Source organism: Stappia stellulata DSM 5886 (genome assembly GCF_000423705.1).
GTDB classification, from domain to species: Bacteria; Pseudomonadota; Alphaproteobacteria; order Rhizobiales; family Stappiaceae; genus Stappia; species Stappia stellulata.
This window is the reverse complement of record NZ_AUIM01000011.1, coordinates 231,530-244,551: the sequence shown is the minus strand read 5'-3', so window position 1 is coordinate 244,551 and position 13,022 is coordinate 231,530. Positions and strand designations below refer to the sequence as shown.

12 protein-coding genes are annotated in these 13,022 nt (G+C 64.3%); 9 read left to right on the top strand and 3 right to left on the bottom strand.

Features of this window, described 5'->3' with window-relative positions; genetic code table 11:
- The first annotated feature begins 29 nt into the window (after positions 1–29).
- Positions 30–596: a GNAT family N-acetyltransferase gene (locus tag G572_RS0108655; RefSeq protein ID WP_245566185.1), complete on the top strand. Its 567-nt coding sequence runs from the start codon at positions 30–32 to the stop codon at positions 594–596.
- Here G572_RS0108655 and G572_RS0108650 read toward each other — a convergent pair.
- The gene (locus tag G572_RS0108650) at positions 575–2,638 is read right to left on the bottom strand and encodes a thioredoxin domain-containing protein (protein WP_029058125.1); all 2,064 of its coding nucleotides are present in this window, start codon (positions 2,636–2,638) and stop codon (positions 575–577) included. The genes G572_RS0108655 and G572_RS0108650 overlap by 22 nt on opposite strands.
- A gap of 198 nt (positions 2,639–2,836) precedes the next feature.
- Between G572_RS0108650 and mnmE the strand changes: the two genes are divergently transcribed.
- From mnmE to G572_RS0108625, 5 genes are all read left to right on the top strand, one after another.
- Complete coding sequence (mnmE, locus tag G572_RS0108645) at positions 2,837–4,162, top strand: tRNA uridine-5-carboxymethylaminomethyl(34) synthesis GTPase MnmE (protein WP_029058124.1); 1,326 nt, start codon at positions 2,837–2,839, stop codon at positions 4,160–4,162.
- Positions 4,163–4,529: 367 nt separating this feature from the next.
- Entirely contained in the window at positions 4,530–6,443 is a 1,914-nt protein-coding gene (gene mnmG, locus G572_RS0108640) for a tRNA uridine-5-carboxymethylaminomethyl(34) synthesis enzyme MnmG (RefSeq protein WP_245566184.1), read from the top strand.
- The gene (gene rsmG / locus G572_RS0108635; protein ID WP_029058122.1) at positions 6,440–7,135 is read left to right on the top strand and encodes a 16S rRNA (guanine(527)-N(7))-methyltransferase RsmG; all 696 of its coding nucleotides are present in this window, start codon (positions 6,440–6,442) and stop codon (positions 7,133–7,135) included. Before mnmG ends, rsmG begins: the two co-directional genes overlap by 4 nt.
- Positions 7,136–7,141: 6 nt before the next feature.
- Complete coding sequence (locus tag G572_RS0108630) at positions 7,142–7,969, top strand: ParA family protein (protein WP_029058121.1); 828 nt, start codon at positions 7,142–7,144, stop codon at positions 7,967–7,969.
- 99 nt (positions 7,970–8,068) lie between these two features.
- On the top strand, positions 8,069–8,971 hold the full coding sequence (locus G572_RS0108625; protein ID WP_029058120.1) for a ParB/RepB/Spo0J family partition protein: 903 nt from the start codon (positions 8,069–8,071) through the stop codon (positions 8,969–8,971).
- Positions 8,972–9,083: 112 nt separating this feature from the next.
- Here G572_RS0108625 and G572_RS0108620 read toward each other — a convergent pair whose 3' ends face one another.
- Positions 9,084–9,650: a sigma-70 family RNA polymerase sigma factor gene (locus G572_RS0108620; RefSeq protein WP_029058119.1), complete on the bottom strand. Its 567-nt coding sequence runs from the start codon at positions 9,648–9,650 to the stop codon at positions 9,084–9,086.
- Positions 9,651–10,071: 421 nt separating this feature from the next.
- On the opposite strand from G572_RS0108620, the gene G572_RS0108615 reads away from it, so the two are divergent.
- The 3 genes from G572_RS0108615 (at position 10,072) to G572_RS23170 (ending at position 12,541) form a co-directional block, all read left to right on the top strand.
- A complete protein-coding gene (locus G572_RS0108615) occupies positions 10,072–10,581 on the top strand; it encodes an invasion associated locus B family protein (protein WP_029058118.1) in 510 nt (169 codons plus the stop codon).
- 251 nt (positions 10,582–10,832) lie between these two features.
- Positions 10,833–12,062, top strand: a complete 1,230-nt coding sequence (gene rlmN / locus G572_RS0108610) for a dual-specificity RNA methyltransferase RlmN (RefSeq protein ID WP_029058117.1) — start codon at positions 10,833–10,835, stop codon at positions 12,060–12,062.
- Positions 12,063–12,067: 5 nt separating this feature from the next.
- Positions 12,068–12,541, top strand: coding sequence for a hypothetical protein (locus G572_RS23170; RefSeq protein ID WP_051242036.1), 474 nt, complete (start codon positions 12,068–12,070; stop codon positions 12,539–12,541).
- A 16-nt stretch (positions 12,542–12,557) separates the two neighbouring features.
- Here G572_RS23170 and G572_RS23165 read toward each other — a convergent pair whose 3' ends face one another.
- On the bottom strand, positions 12,558–12,953 hold the full coding sequence (locus tag G572_RS23165) for a YkvA family protein (protein ID WP_037546265.1): 396 nt from the start codon (positions 12,951–12,953) through the stop codon (positions 12,558–12,560).
- Positions 12,954–13,022 lie beyond the last annotated feature (69 nt).

Genomic DNA, 13,022 nt, shown 5'->3' with positions numbered 1-13,022 from the left:
TCGGTTCTGCAATGACAAGGGATCCACACGTGCCCGAAATCAGTCTTGAAACCGACCGCTTGCGGTTGCGTCCCTGGCGCGCGGCTGACAGCGATGCCTTCGCCGCGCTCAATGCCGATCCGGATGTCATGCGTTATTTTCCTGCGACGCTCACCCGCGCGCAGAGCGATGCAATGATTGCCCGGGCCGTGGAAAAGGCGGAAGCCGGCGGGATTTGCTTTCAGCCCGTGGAAGAAAAGAAAACTGGCGCATTTTTGGGATTTGTCGGCTTGAACCGACCCGTCCCGGACGTGCCGGTGCCCGAGACGTTCGAAATTGGCTGGCGGCTCGCACGTCACGCCTGGGGCAAGGGTTTCGCGACGGAGGCGGCGCGGTGTTGGCTTCGATTCGGTTTCGAAACCCTCCACCTTCGCGAAATCATTTCCTTCACCACCGTCTCGAATGTGCCATCGCGCCGGGTGATGGCACGCCTTGGAATGAGCGAGGATCCGTCCGGCGCCTTCGCGCATCCGGCGTTGCCCGAGGCCCACCCCTTGCGCGATCACGTGCTCTATCGTCTTGCGGTCCCTGAAGATCACCTGCCGCGCAGCGCGTGAAGCGCTTCCGCCACCCGCGACGGATCGGTGAGCGGCGGGCCGCAGCGCCCTTCCGTGCAGAGATAGAGTGTGGGCATGCCGTCGATCGTCGGCTTCATTGCAGCCGGATGCTGGTCGGGCAGGGCAGCGCCGCTCTCCTCGACGGTTCTGCGGATGATCGACGGATCGCCGAGCGCGAGGATCGCGTGATCGAGGCCCCGGTCCCGCGCGCCGTCCCGGGTCACCATAACCGCGAGCACTCCGTGTTCCAGCGTGTCGAGCGCGTTCAACAGCCCGGCCGTTCCAAAAACGTTTTTCGGGATCGCTTCGGCGAAGGCGGCAACGATCGCGTCGGCCCTGGCTCGGTGGGCGTTGTCACCGGTCAGGTGCCAGAGACGCACAAACGCTTCCGCGGCCATGGCGTTGGCATTGGGTGTTGCCTCGTCCATCGGCGAAAGCGGCCGTACAATCAGGTCCTCGGCGCGATCCGACGTCAGATAATAGCCCCCGCTCTCATGCCGGTAGTGCCGGTCGAGGAAAGTGCCCAGCTGTTCTGCATCCTGGATGTACCCCTCGGTCTCCCGGGGATCGGGCGATGTCTCGGCAAGCGCCAGGGCAGCGAGCATCATGGCGGCATGATCGGTGGCGAACCCTGGCGCGACCATGGTGCCGGCGCGCCAGGCGTGGGCGAGACCGGTCTCCGTCATCATCCGCTTCATGAGAACGCGATAGGTCTCAACTGCCATGTCGCGCAGGGATTCACGTGAAACAATCTCCGCTGCGCGTGCGAGGCCGGAGACGAGAAGCCCGTTCCAGTCGGTCAGGATCTTGTCGTCGCGGCCCGGTTGCGGCCGACGGTCGCGCGCGGTCAGAAGACGCTTGCGTGTCTCGGCAAGCCGGGCCTCGGTGGTCGGATCGTTTGGGTCGTCCGTGCGCGTCAGCCGGTTGGGAATGCTGGCGCCCTCGAAGTTTCCGGCCGGCGAAATGTCATAGACGCGGTTGAAGGCAGCGGCATCGGCTTTTCCGAGAACCTCGACCACCGCGTCCGGCGTCCAGACATAGGACTTGCCTTCCTCACCATCGGTGTCGGCATCGAGGCTCGCGGCAAAGGCACCGTCGGTTCGCATCTCCCGATCGATCCAGGCCACCGTCTCATCGATTCGCTGGCGGAACAACGCCGCATGATCCGGCGCGGGTTCGCTTCCGGCGACCAGGGCGAGATGCGACAGGTACTGCGCATTGTCGTAGAGCATCTTTTCGAAGTGGGGAACGAGCCAGCGCTCGTCGACGGAGTAGCGCGAGAGGCCGCCGCCGATGTGATCGTAGATCCCGCCGTTGCTCATGCGTTCGAGCGAATGAATGCCCGCCATGCGGATGTCTTCGCGACCGGCGCGCAGGCCGGCCCGCCAGATCAGCTCCATCACGCTCGCCTGTGGAAATTTCGGCGCGCCCCTGGTCCCGCCGTTGATCGGATCGAGGAGTTCGCTGAGCCTCAGTCCGGCGGTTGTCGCCAGCCCGGCGGGAAGGCCGGGACCAGCGTCGTCCGGGCCCCGTCGGGTCGCGGCCTGACGCAGATGCGACATCAGCCCGTCGCGGTTCTGGTCGATTCGGGACCGGTCCGACTGAAAAGCCTTGGACACGGCCTCGAGCACATCGACAAATCCCGGGCGGCCCCATCGGGCGGTTTTGGGGAAATAGGTTCCGCCCCAAAAGGGTTCGGCCTCGCTGGTCAGGAACATCGTCAGCGGCCATCCGCCTTGCTCGCCAAGCGCATGAAGGGCGCTCATGTAGATCTGGTCGATGTCCGGCCGCTCTTCCCGGTCGACCTTGATGTTGACGAAGAGCGTGTTCATCACATCCGCGACATCCGGGTCCTCGAAGCTTTCATGGGCCATGACATGGCACCAATGGCAGGCGGCATAGCCGACCGACAGAAGGATGGGCTTGCCGCAGTCGCGTGCTTCCGCAAGTGCGTCGGGGCCCCAGGGGCGCCAGGCCACCGGATTGTCCTTGTGCTGGAGTAGATAGGGGCTGGTGGCGTTCGCAAGGCGGTTGTCGGTCATGGGGGTTCCCGTTATTGAGAAGCCGCGCCGGGCGCGGGCGTGTCCGGTCGTGCGTTGCCATGAAGGTAATGCAGGGACGAGAGCGGACAAGCAGCAAGGCGGGTGCTGTTGTCTCGATGCCGGCCCGGCTCTTTCACGCCTGCCGTGTGAGACATGCGCGGACCTGGGGCCGCGAGAGCGAAAAATGAGGCACTGGGAATGCAGGATACGATTTATGCGCTGTCGAGTGGCGGCCTGCCGACGGGTGTCGCGATCCTGCGAATTTCAGGGCGCAATGCACGGTGTGCTTTCGACGCGATGATGGGTCGCCTTCCCGAGCCGCGAAAGGCAACCCTTGCCCGCTTGCACGACCCGGCGTCCGGGCATCTTCTCGACGCAGCGCTCGTCCTCTGGTTTCCCGCTCCGGCGAGCTTCACTGGCGAGGATATTGCCGAGATCCAGTGCCACGGGGGGCGGGCGGTCGTCGCTGCGCTTCTTGACGTGCTTTCCCGTTTGCCCGGTTACCGGCCGGCGGAGGCCGGAGAGTTCACGAGGCGCGCTTTCGACAACGACCGTCTCGATCTGCTCGAGGCCGAGGGACTTGCCGATCTCATTCATGCGGAGACCGAAGCGCAGCGCCGGCAGGCGGTGACGCAGATGGGCGGTGCGCTGACGGCTGTCTATGACGCCTGGCGGGCCCGATTGATTCGGATGCGTGCCATGATCGAGGCGGACTTCGATTTCGCGGACGAGGAGGATGTGCCCGGGAGCGTCGCGGATGGTATCTGGTCGCAGGCAAGGGAGCTGCGCGACGAGATCGATGCCCATTTGGCGCGCGCGAGAGGGGCCGAACGTTTGCGCTCCGGTGTTCAGGTGGCGCTCCTCGGGCGTCCGAATGCCGGCAAGTCGAGCCTGTTGAATGCCCTTGCGCGGCGCGATGTTGCGATCGTCACCGAGGAAGCCGGGACCACGCGCGATATTATCGAGGTGCATCTGGATCTGGACGGTTACCCGGTGACGCTGATCGACACGGCCGGCATTCGGGAGGCCGAGGGACAGGTGGAGCGGGAGGGCATCCGGCGGGCATTGGCGCGCGCGGATGATGCCGATCTCGTGCTGTGGCTGACGGACCCGGAAGCGGGCGAGGCACAGGCGTCCCCGCCTCAGCTGTCCGCGCCGGTCTGGATCGTGGAAAGCAAGATCGACATGCGCGCCGCACCAGATGCCGGCTCGACACAGGACGGCACGTTTCGATTGTCCGCCCATACGCAAGACGGGCTGCCCGGCCTGATATCCGCTCTTGGGGATTTTGCGCGCGATGTGGTGGGAACCACGTCCGATCCGGTGGCGACCCGCGACCGGCATCGTCGCTGGATTTCTGTCGCGCGCGACTCGCTGACGGCCGCGATCGCCGGCGGTCGGCCGCTGGAATTGCGGGCGGAGGACCTGAGAAATGCCGCGGATGCGCTCGGACGGATTGCCGGGCGGGTCGGGGTGGAGGATCTCCTGGACGTTATTTTCTCAGAGTTTTGTATCGGGAAGTAAACGAGCGTTTCACGTGAAACAGCACAAACCCGGCATCGATTCAAAACCGAAATGAAGACTCAGCCGAAATGATAGGGGATTCCGCGATCCGCGAACCAGGGTGCCCGCTGCGTTCGGGGAATCGTTCCGGCGCCGGACAAGGCAAGTTGTTTTGACCAGGTCTTATGGATTGGATATCAGGGGTTGGCGGATTTCCACGGATCCGGGCCCTGTCTTGCAGATCATCCGCCGCATGGGCGAGGATTGACGCAATGCCGCAAATCGATGGGGCTCGGTTCTCAGCGACGTGGAATCGGATCAAGGTCGGTATATGCGAAGGGGCGGGTGTCGTCTGGCACGCGTCGTTTCCCGAGCGTTCGGAGAGACAATGATGGCGGACGCGACGCGTTCGAATGGATCGCAGCGGGCTGATTTGTGCCTCGATGTGATCGTGATCGGTGGCGGTCACGCCGGCTGTGAGGCCGCGGCTGCCAGCGCACGCTTGGGCGCGCGCACCGCATTGGTGACCCACAGCTTCGAGACCGTTGGCGTGATGTCCTGCAATCCGGCGATCGGCGGTCTTGGCAAGGGCCATCTGGTGCGGGAGGTCGATGCGCTTGACGGATTGATGGGGCGGGTTGCCGACAAGGCCGGTATCCAGTTTCGTCTGCTCAATCGTCGCAAGGGACCGGCGGTGCGCGGTCCGCGTGCCCAGGCGGACAGGGCGCTCTATCGCGCTGCGATGCAGGAAGCGATCCGCGAAACGGCCAATCTCGATGTCGTCGAGGGAGAGGCGGCGGAGCTGCTTGTCGTCGATGGACGGGCCACGGGCGTCCGGCTGGCCGATGGGCGCGAGCTTTCAGCCGGCGCCATCGTCCTGACGACCGGAACCTTCCTGCGCGGTGTCATTCATATTGGCGACCGCAGGATCCCGGCCGGGCGGGCGGGCGAACCACCGGCACGGCGGCTTGCCGCATCCTTGCTCGATCATGGCTTCGAGCTCGGTCGGTTGAAGACCGGAACTCCCGCGCGCCTGGACGGGCGCACCATCGACTGGGCGCGTCTTGACGAGCAGAAGGGCGATTCGGCTCCGGAACCTTTTTCCACCCTGACGGCGTCCATCGAGACACCGCAGATTTCGTGTCACATCACCCGCACGACGCCGGAGACCCATGCGATCATTCGCGAGAACCTGCAACGTTCCGCAATGTACGCCGGGCATATCTCCGGGCAGGGCCCGCGCTATTGTCCCTCCATCGAGGATAAGGTCGTGCGCTTTGCCGATCGCGACGGGCATCAGATCTTTCTCGAGCCGGAGGGGCTGGACGACCACACGATCTATCCGAACGGGATCTCGACCTCGCTTCCGGAGGATGTGCAGCTCGCGTTCCTGAAGACCATTCCGGGTCTGGAGCGCGTTTCGGTGATCAAGTCGGGCTATGCCATCGAATACGATCACATCGATCCGCGCGAGCTTCGGCGCACGCTGGAAACCAGGCGGGTGGCAGGGCTGTTCCTCGCAGGGCAGATCAACGGCACCACCGGATATGAAGAGGCCGCAGCGCAGGGACTGGTTGCCGGCCTCAATGCCGCAAGGGCGGTCGGTGGCGGTGCAGAGATCGTCTTCGGTCGCGATCAGGGCTACATCGGCGTGATGATCGACGACCTCGTCACTTGTGGGGTTTCCGAGCCTTATCGCATGTTTACCTCGCGTGCCGAGTATCGTCTGTCGTTGCGGGCGGACAATGCCGACCAGCGTCTGACCCCGCTCGGGCTGGAGGTCGGCTGCGTCGGCTCGACGCGTCGAGTCGCTTTCGAAACGAAATGCGCGCGGCTGTCCGAGGCCCGCTCGATCCTGGAGGGCCTGACGGCCACGCCCGAGGCCGGGCGACGCGCGGGCTTGCCAATCAATCGGGACGGCGTGCGCCGCTCGGCCTTCGAGCTTCTGTCTTATCCTGACATCGACCTCGACCGGTTGTCGGCGCTGTGGCCGCAGGAAATCGGCTCGCTTGACCGTGCCAGCGCGGAGCAGGTCGCGATCGATGCGCTCTATGCGGTCTATTTGCAGCGACAGGCGGCGGATATCGATGCGTTGCGGCGGGACGAGGCGTTGGTCTTGCCGGAGGACCTCGACTATGCATCGGTGCGCGGGCTCTCAAACGAGGCCCGGCAGAAGCTCGATGCCGTGCGGCCGGAAACCCTCGGGCAGGCGGCGCGGATCGACGGGGTGACGCCGGCCGCCCTCAGCCTGTTGTTGTCGCATGTCCGCCGGCGGGCCGACCGGCCGGGGGCAGCGGCATGAGCCGTCCCGCCGCCGTTTCCGTCACAGACGATCCCCAGGTTCTCCACGATGTTTTCCCCGTTTCACGTGAAACAGAAGACCGTCTGAGGATCTACGTCGACCTTCTGCTGCGCTGGCAAAAGGCGCAAAACCTCGTCGCGCCGTCGACATTGCCGGACGTGTGGCGCCGTCATGTCGCCGACAGTCTCCAGGTTCTCAAGGCCGGGGAGGGCGCGCGGCACTGGGTGGATCTCGGCAGCGGCGCGGGCTTTCCCGGGCTGGTGACGGCCATCGCGTTGATGCAGGACGGCAAATCCGAAGGCGATGCCCATGTGCATCTGGTGGAGAGCAACCAGCGCAAGGTTGCCTTCCTGCGCGCCGTGATCCGGGAGACCGGATGCCCGGCAACGGTTCACGCCGAGCGTATCGAGGCGGTGGCGGAAGAGCTGGCGTCGTTCGGCACAGCGCCGATCCAGGCGGTTTCGGCGCGGGCGCTGGCCGATCTCTCGGTTCTCTGCGGCTTCGCGGAGCCCTTCGTGCGTCGCGGTGCGTTGGCGATTTTCCACAAGGGGAAGAATTTTCGCGAGGAGGTCGCGCAAGCGTCTCACGCCTGGGCCTTCGACATGGTAGAACAGAACAGCCTCATCGATCCCGACAGCCGGCTCTTGATACTCAAGCGGATCCGGCCGCGCGGCGCGACAGGGAAAGGTTAGATCCGGATGAGCATGCTTCCTCAGTCTCCGCGCGTTCTGGCGCTGGCCAATCAGAAAGGCGGTGTCGGCAAGACGACGACCGCCATCAATCTCGGAACCGCGCTGGCCGCTATCGGCGAACGTGTGCTGGTGGTCGATCTCGATCCGCAGGGCAATGCCTCGACGGGGCTCGGCATTGACCGCCGCGCCCGCGATCTGTCGACCTACGATGTTTTGACCGGGGAGTGTTCCCTCGCCGAAACGATCCAGGAGACGGCGGTGCCGCGCTTGTGGGTTGCACCCTCTACGATGGATCTTCTGGGTGTCGAGCTGGAAATCGCCGCGCGCAGCGACCGGGCCCACCGGTTGCGCTCCGCCGTTTCGGAAATGGCGCATGGCGAGCGGGGCGACGGCAGCTTCGATTTCACCTATGTGCTGATCGATTGCCCGCCCTCGCTCAATCTGTTGACGATCAATGCGCTGTCGGCATCCCATTCGATCCTTGTGCCGCTGCAGTGCGAGTTCTTCGCGCTTGAGGGCCTCAGCCAGTTGCTGAGCACGGTCGAGCAGGTCAAGGCGGCGCTGAATCCGGAACTCTCCATTCACGGGATCGTGCTGACGATGTTCGACAGCCGCAACAACCTTTCCAACCAGGTGGTCGCGGATGTCCGCGAGACCATGGGCGATGCGGTCTACGACACGGTCATTCCGCGCAACGTGCGGGTGTCGGAAGCGCCGTCCTATGGCAAGCCGGCGCTGCTTTACGATCTGAAGTGCTCCGGCAGCCAGGCCTATCTGCGTCTTGCGTCGGAAATCATCCAGCGCGAGCGGACTCTGCGCGGCGTTGCCGCCTGATCGGGGAGCGGCCGGCGCATGGATTCGGATGCGCAACAATTGAAACTGAGGACTTTCAGGGGACACGCGCATCGGGCGCAGGGGTGACGAGTGAGCGAAATGGCGGACGACGACAGCGGAAAGAAGAAGCGGCTCGGGCGGGGGCTGGCCGCACTGATCGGTGAGGTCGGGACCGAACCGCCCTCGGATCCACGCCCGCCGCGCGACACGCGTCGGGTGCCGATCGAGTTCCTCACCGCGAATCCGCGAAACCCGCGCAAGAGCTTTACCGAGGCCGATCTTGACGACCTGACCTCCTCCATTCGCGAAAAGGGAATTGTCCAGCCCCTTTTGGTGCGGCCGGTGTCCTCTCGCGACAATGCTTATGAGATTATTGCCGGCGAACGACGCTGGCGGGCGGCGCAGCGGGCCGGATTGCATGTGGTGCCCGTCGTGGTGCGCGATGTTACCGATCAGGAAGCCCTGGAACTGGCGATCATCGAGAATGTCCAGCGCGCCGATCTCAATCCGATCGAGGAGGGGCTCGGCTACGACCAGCTCGTCCAGGAGTTTTCCTACAGCCAGAGCGAACTGGCCAAGGTCATCGGCAAGAGCCGCAGCCATGTCGCCAACACGCTGCGCCTGCTCAAGCTTCCCAATTCGGTGAAGGACTATCTGGCCGAGGGGCTTTTGACCGCGGGTCACGCACGTGCGCTGATCACGGCGGAAGACCCGGCCGCGCTGGCGGAGTTGATCCTGGAAAAGGGCCTGAACGTGCGCGAGGCGGAGCGGCTGGCGCAAGACCCGGATGCCTTCGCCAAGAAGGCCGGCCCGAAGGGCAAGGCTGAAAAGGCTGAGAAGGACGCCGACACGCGCGCGCTCGAAAAGCGGCTGACCGATACGCTCGGCCTGAAGATCGCCATTGCTCACAAGCAGGAGAAGGGCACCGGCGAACTCAAGATCCGCTATGCGTCGCTGGAACAGCTCGACGAGATTTGCCGAATTCTCGGTGTTTCGTCTTAAAGACAATATTTATCAATAGCTTAATAGAAAGGGCCGCGGCATTGCCGGCGGCCCTTTTGCTTTGGTCTCGCGCCTGCCGGTTTGAAGCGGCCAGGTTTTCCGGAGATATGTATCAGTCGATGTCGACGGCCTCGTCGGCCTCCAGGATGCGCCGCAGGCGACCGAAGGCGAGGCGGATGCGGGACTTCACGGTGCCGAGCGGCAGGCCGGTGTCCTCTGCGATCTGGCTGTGTGACAGGCCGGAGAAAAATGCGCGGCGGATAAGGTCGGCCTGTTCCTCGGGCAGCGAGGTCAGCGCCGCGCGCACGCGGTCCTCGCGCAGGCGCGCGTCGAGCTCGTCGTCCTGATCTTCAGGCGCCGCTGGTCGAAGGCTGGGGTCTTCCTTGTCGAGCAGGGCCGAGCGGTCGCGTCGCAGCGCGTCGATCCGCCGGTTGCGGGCGATGCGGAACAGCCATGTGGCCGCGGTCGCGCGGCTGTCATCGAAGAGATGCGCCTTTCGCCACAGCGTGATCATCACTTCCTGGGTCAGTTCCTCCGCCGAGGCGGCGTCGGCCCCCAGGCGCACCAGATAGGATTTCAGACGCGGCGCGAAATGGTCGAACAGGGCCGCAAAGGCGGTCTTGTCGCGCTCGTCTGCAACGCGGCGGATAAGGTCTGTCAGCTGGTCGGGCGTTGCCACGGTCTATGCGGCCTCACCCGTCCAAGGAAGCTGGTCGGCAGTGTTCCACATCGTCTATCGTTGTCCATTCCTGCATGCCGCACCCGCATTGTCGGGCGCGTCGGTCCCGCCAGCGACGCCTGGAAACAAGTCTCGAACACCCTGCAATCCGTGTCTCGACCCCGCTGGCACAACAGCCCGCCATGACGGCATTCGTCAATAGCGTTTTGGTTTTTCCCGCTTTTCCGGTGATGTCACACTCTCGCCCGATTTGTACAGGCAGCGTGCTCCACATCACGATCATACCGAGTTTTACAGGTCGCGCCACGTTCACGCGGATCTATCAACCCTTTCGTAACTTGCGGTGCGATATCCTTAAGACAAGGTAACCCCAACCTGGCGAGTTTGACCCAAATGCAACGGGAGCAGTAGCGGTTAGGAGATGATGCAGGCACGAACGCTAATTGCGGCCCTTCTTGCGCTTGTTTTCACGAGCGCGACAGCGCTGGCGCAGACGCCGGCTCTGATCGGCCAGCACAGCGCATGGGCGACCTATTCCTATGGCGGAGCCAAGGGCAAGGTTTGCTACGCGCTTTCGAAACCCACAAAGCTCGCCCCGAGCGATCGCAATCACGGAGACGTGTTCTTCTTCGTATCGAACCGTCCGGGCGAGAACGTCGACAATGAGCCAAGCGTGATCGTCGGCTATTCCTTCAAGGAGCAGTCTTCCGTTTCCGTCGATGTCGACGGGCAGAAGTTCACGATGTTCACCAAGAAGGATGGTGCCTGGATGGCCAATCCGGCGGAGGAGCGCAAGCTCGTCGCCGCCATGAAGGCCGGCCGGGACATGGTCGTGTCGGGCGTTTCGGCGCGCGGTACCCAGACGACCTACACCTTTTCGCTGTCCGGCGTGACGGCTGCGATTGGCTCCGCGGACTCTTCCTGCCGGTAAAACCGGCGGTTTTCCGCGACAATCGGACTCGCATTTGCCGGCGATGACGTATATTCAGTCGTCCTGTCGAAAGGCGGTGGTTCAGGCCACCGCCTTTCGGCGTTGGTGCAGGGCTTTTCATTTCGGGCAGGTTGCCCGATGCCGGGCATGTTAGACTTCGACCGTTCGACTGCGGCCCTGCAGCCGAACGGGTCCCGGGCGGCCCATTCGCGCCGGATCCTCAAGACGCACGAACCTTTGGAAACCGGATCATGACCGTGATCGACATCGACGGCCCCGACAAGCGGCGCAAAACCGCACCGGCCACGGCAGCACAGCCCGCGGAAAAGCCGACACTGATCGGCCTCGACCGGGACGACCTGGCACAGGCGCTTTCGCGCATTGGCGTTCCCGAGCGGCAGCTGCGCATGCGGGTGGCACAGCTGTGGCACTGGATGTATGTGCGCGGCGTCTCCGATTTTTCCGATATGCGCAATGTCTCCAAGGATTTGCGGGCGCAGCTCGATGAAGCTTTTACCATCGCGCGTCCCGAAATCGTTTCCGAGCAAATCTCCAATGACGGCACGCGCAAGTGGCTGTTCCGCTTTCCGCCGCGCGGCGCCGGACGACCTGTCGAGATCGAGACCGTCTATATCCCGGAAGAGGGACGGGGGACGCTTTGCGTGTCCTCGCAGGTGGGCTGCACGCTGACCTGCAGCTTCTGCCATACCGGTACGCAGCGACTGGTCCGCAATCTGACGGCGGAGGAAATCCTCTCCCAGATCCTGATCGCCCGCGACCGTCTCGGCGATTTCCCGCGCGGCGAAACGCCCGCGGATGCGGCGGTGCCGAGCGAAGGGCGCCTGGTCACCAACATCGTGATGATGGGCATGGGCGAGCCGCTCTACAATTTCGACAACGTCAAGAAGGCGCTGTTGATCGCCTCCGATGGCGACGGCCTGTCGCTGTCCAAGCGACGCATCACCCTGTCGACGTCGGGGATCGTTCCGGAGATCGCGCGCACGGGCGCGGAAATCGGCTGCATGCTGGCGATTTCGCTGCATGCGGTGCGCGACGAGTTGCGCGACGAGCTGGTGCCGATCAACAAGAAATGGAACATAGCGGCGCTGCTCGATGCCTGCCGCGCCTATCCGGGCCTGAACAATGCCAGGCGCATCACCTTCGAGTATGTGATGCTCAAGGGTGTCAACGACAGTCTGGCCGACGCGCGCAAGCTGGTGCAGCTGCTGCGCGGCATTCCGGCCAAGATCAATCTGATCCCGTTCAATCCGTGGCCGGGCTCGGCGCACGAATGCTCGGACTGGGAGCAGATCGAAGCCTTCGCCGATGTGGTGAACAATGCCGGCTACGCGTCGCCGATCCGCACCCCGCGCGGGCGCGATATCTTCGCCGCCTGCGGTCAGCTCAAGTCGGAATCGGAACGCATGCGCGCCCGCGACCGGGCAGCGCTTGAAAGCGCGCCGGCCGGACAGAGCGCCTGAGCGCCATGACCAATGCCGCCGCAGCGCTGGCGCAAACGATCCGTGTGGTGATCGCTCTGGTGCTGGCCTTTGTCGCAGCCGGTTTTTTCCTGGCCTTTGGCCTGTTTCAGGCCTGGACGGGAGAGGCTCATCCCGCTGAAATCGGTGCGGCAGTCGGCGCCGGCCTTGTCGGGGCCAGCGTTATCGGCGGGCTGTCCTTCGTGCCGGCGCTTTTCGCCGTTTTCCTGTCGGAAGCGCTTCGCTTGCGCGGCATCGTTTTTCATCTTGCCGCCGGCGGCGTGATCGCGCTTGGCCTGTGGGCAATGCAGGAGGCGGGCGACCAGGCGTCGCACCGCGGCCTTCCGCCGGGCAGCCTCGTCGTTCTCGCCGCCGGTTTCGTTGGCGGCTTCGTCTATTGGCTGCTGGCGGGCCGTCAGGCGGGTTGCTGGCGCACACCCGGCACGCCGCCGCGCGACGTGCGGGACGACCTGGCGGACTGAGCGCGCCGCCGAGGCCTCAGGCGCCGGTCTTGCCGGTTCGCGCGCGTGAGGGATCCAATGCGTCGCGCGCGGCTTCCAGATGCTCGTCGCGTACATGGGTACGCATCATCGCCAGAACCCCCAGGAGCACGCTGGCATCGTCGGTGAAGCCGATCCCCAAAAGCATGTCCGGGACCATGTCCAGCGGCATCACGAAATAGGCAAGGGCGGCGAAGATCGCGCCGCGCACCCGCGATGGCGTTGCCGGATCGAGTGCGCAGTAATAGGCCGCGATCACGTCTTCCATGAAGGGAATCTGCCTAGCCGCCTTGCGGGCGACAGTGAAGATGCGCGCGCTGACCTTCTGTTCCCGCTCGTCTTCGGGACCGAGATATTCGGGATCGATACCAAGATCGTAGTCGCTCGTCGCCATGCCTCCGCCCTTCTTGCGTGAACTGCCGTCTCGGGAAGACATGTGGGGTGCGCGGCGCGCGTTTTCAAA

Excerpts from the sequence above, each read along its gene's own strand:
- G572_RS0108650 (WP_029058125.1), bottom strand. The coding sequence starts at position 2,638 with ATGACCGACAACCGCCTTGCGAACGCCACCAGCCCCTATCTACTCCAG.
- mnmE (WP_029058124.1), top strand. The coding sequence starts at position 2,837 with ATGCAGGATACGATTTATGCGCTGTCGAGTGGCGGCCTGCCGACGGGT.
- mnmG (WP_245566184.1), top strand. The coding sequence starts at position 4,530 with ATGATGGCGGACGCGACGCGTTCGAATGGATCGCAGCGGGCTGATTTG.
- rsmG (WP_029058122.1), top strand. The coding sequence starts at position 6,440 with ATGAGCCGTCCCGCCGCCGTTTCCGTCACAGACGATCCCCAGGTTCTC.
- G572_RS0108630 (WP_029058121.1), top strand. The coding sequence starts at position 7,142 with ATGAGCATGCTTCCTCAGTCTCCGCGCGTTCTGGCGCTGGCCAATCAG.
- G572_RS0108625 (WP_029058120.1), top strand. The coding sequence starts at position 8,069 with ATGGCGGACGACGACAGCGGAAAGAAGAAGCGGCTCGGGCGGGGGCTG.
- G572_RS0108615 (WP_029058118.1), top strand. The coding sequence starts at position 10,072 with ATGATGCAGGCACGAACGCTAATTGCGGCCCTTCTTGCGCTTGTTTTC.
- rlmN (WP_029058117.1), top strand. The coding sequence starts at position 10,833 with ATGACCGTGATCGACATCGACGGCCCCGACAAGCGGCGCAAAACCGCA.
- G572_RS23170 (WP_051242036.1), top strand. The coding sequence starts at position 12,068 with ATGACCAATGCCGCCGCAGCGCTGGCGCAAACGATCCGTGTGGTGATC.
- G572_RS23165 (WP_037546265.1), bottom strand. The coding sequence starts at position 12,953 with ATGGCGACGAGCGACTACGATCTTGGTATCGATCCCGAATATCTCGGT.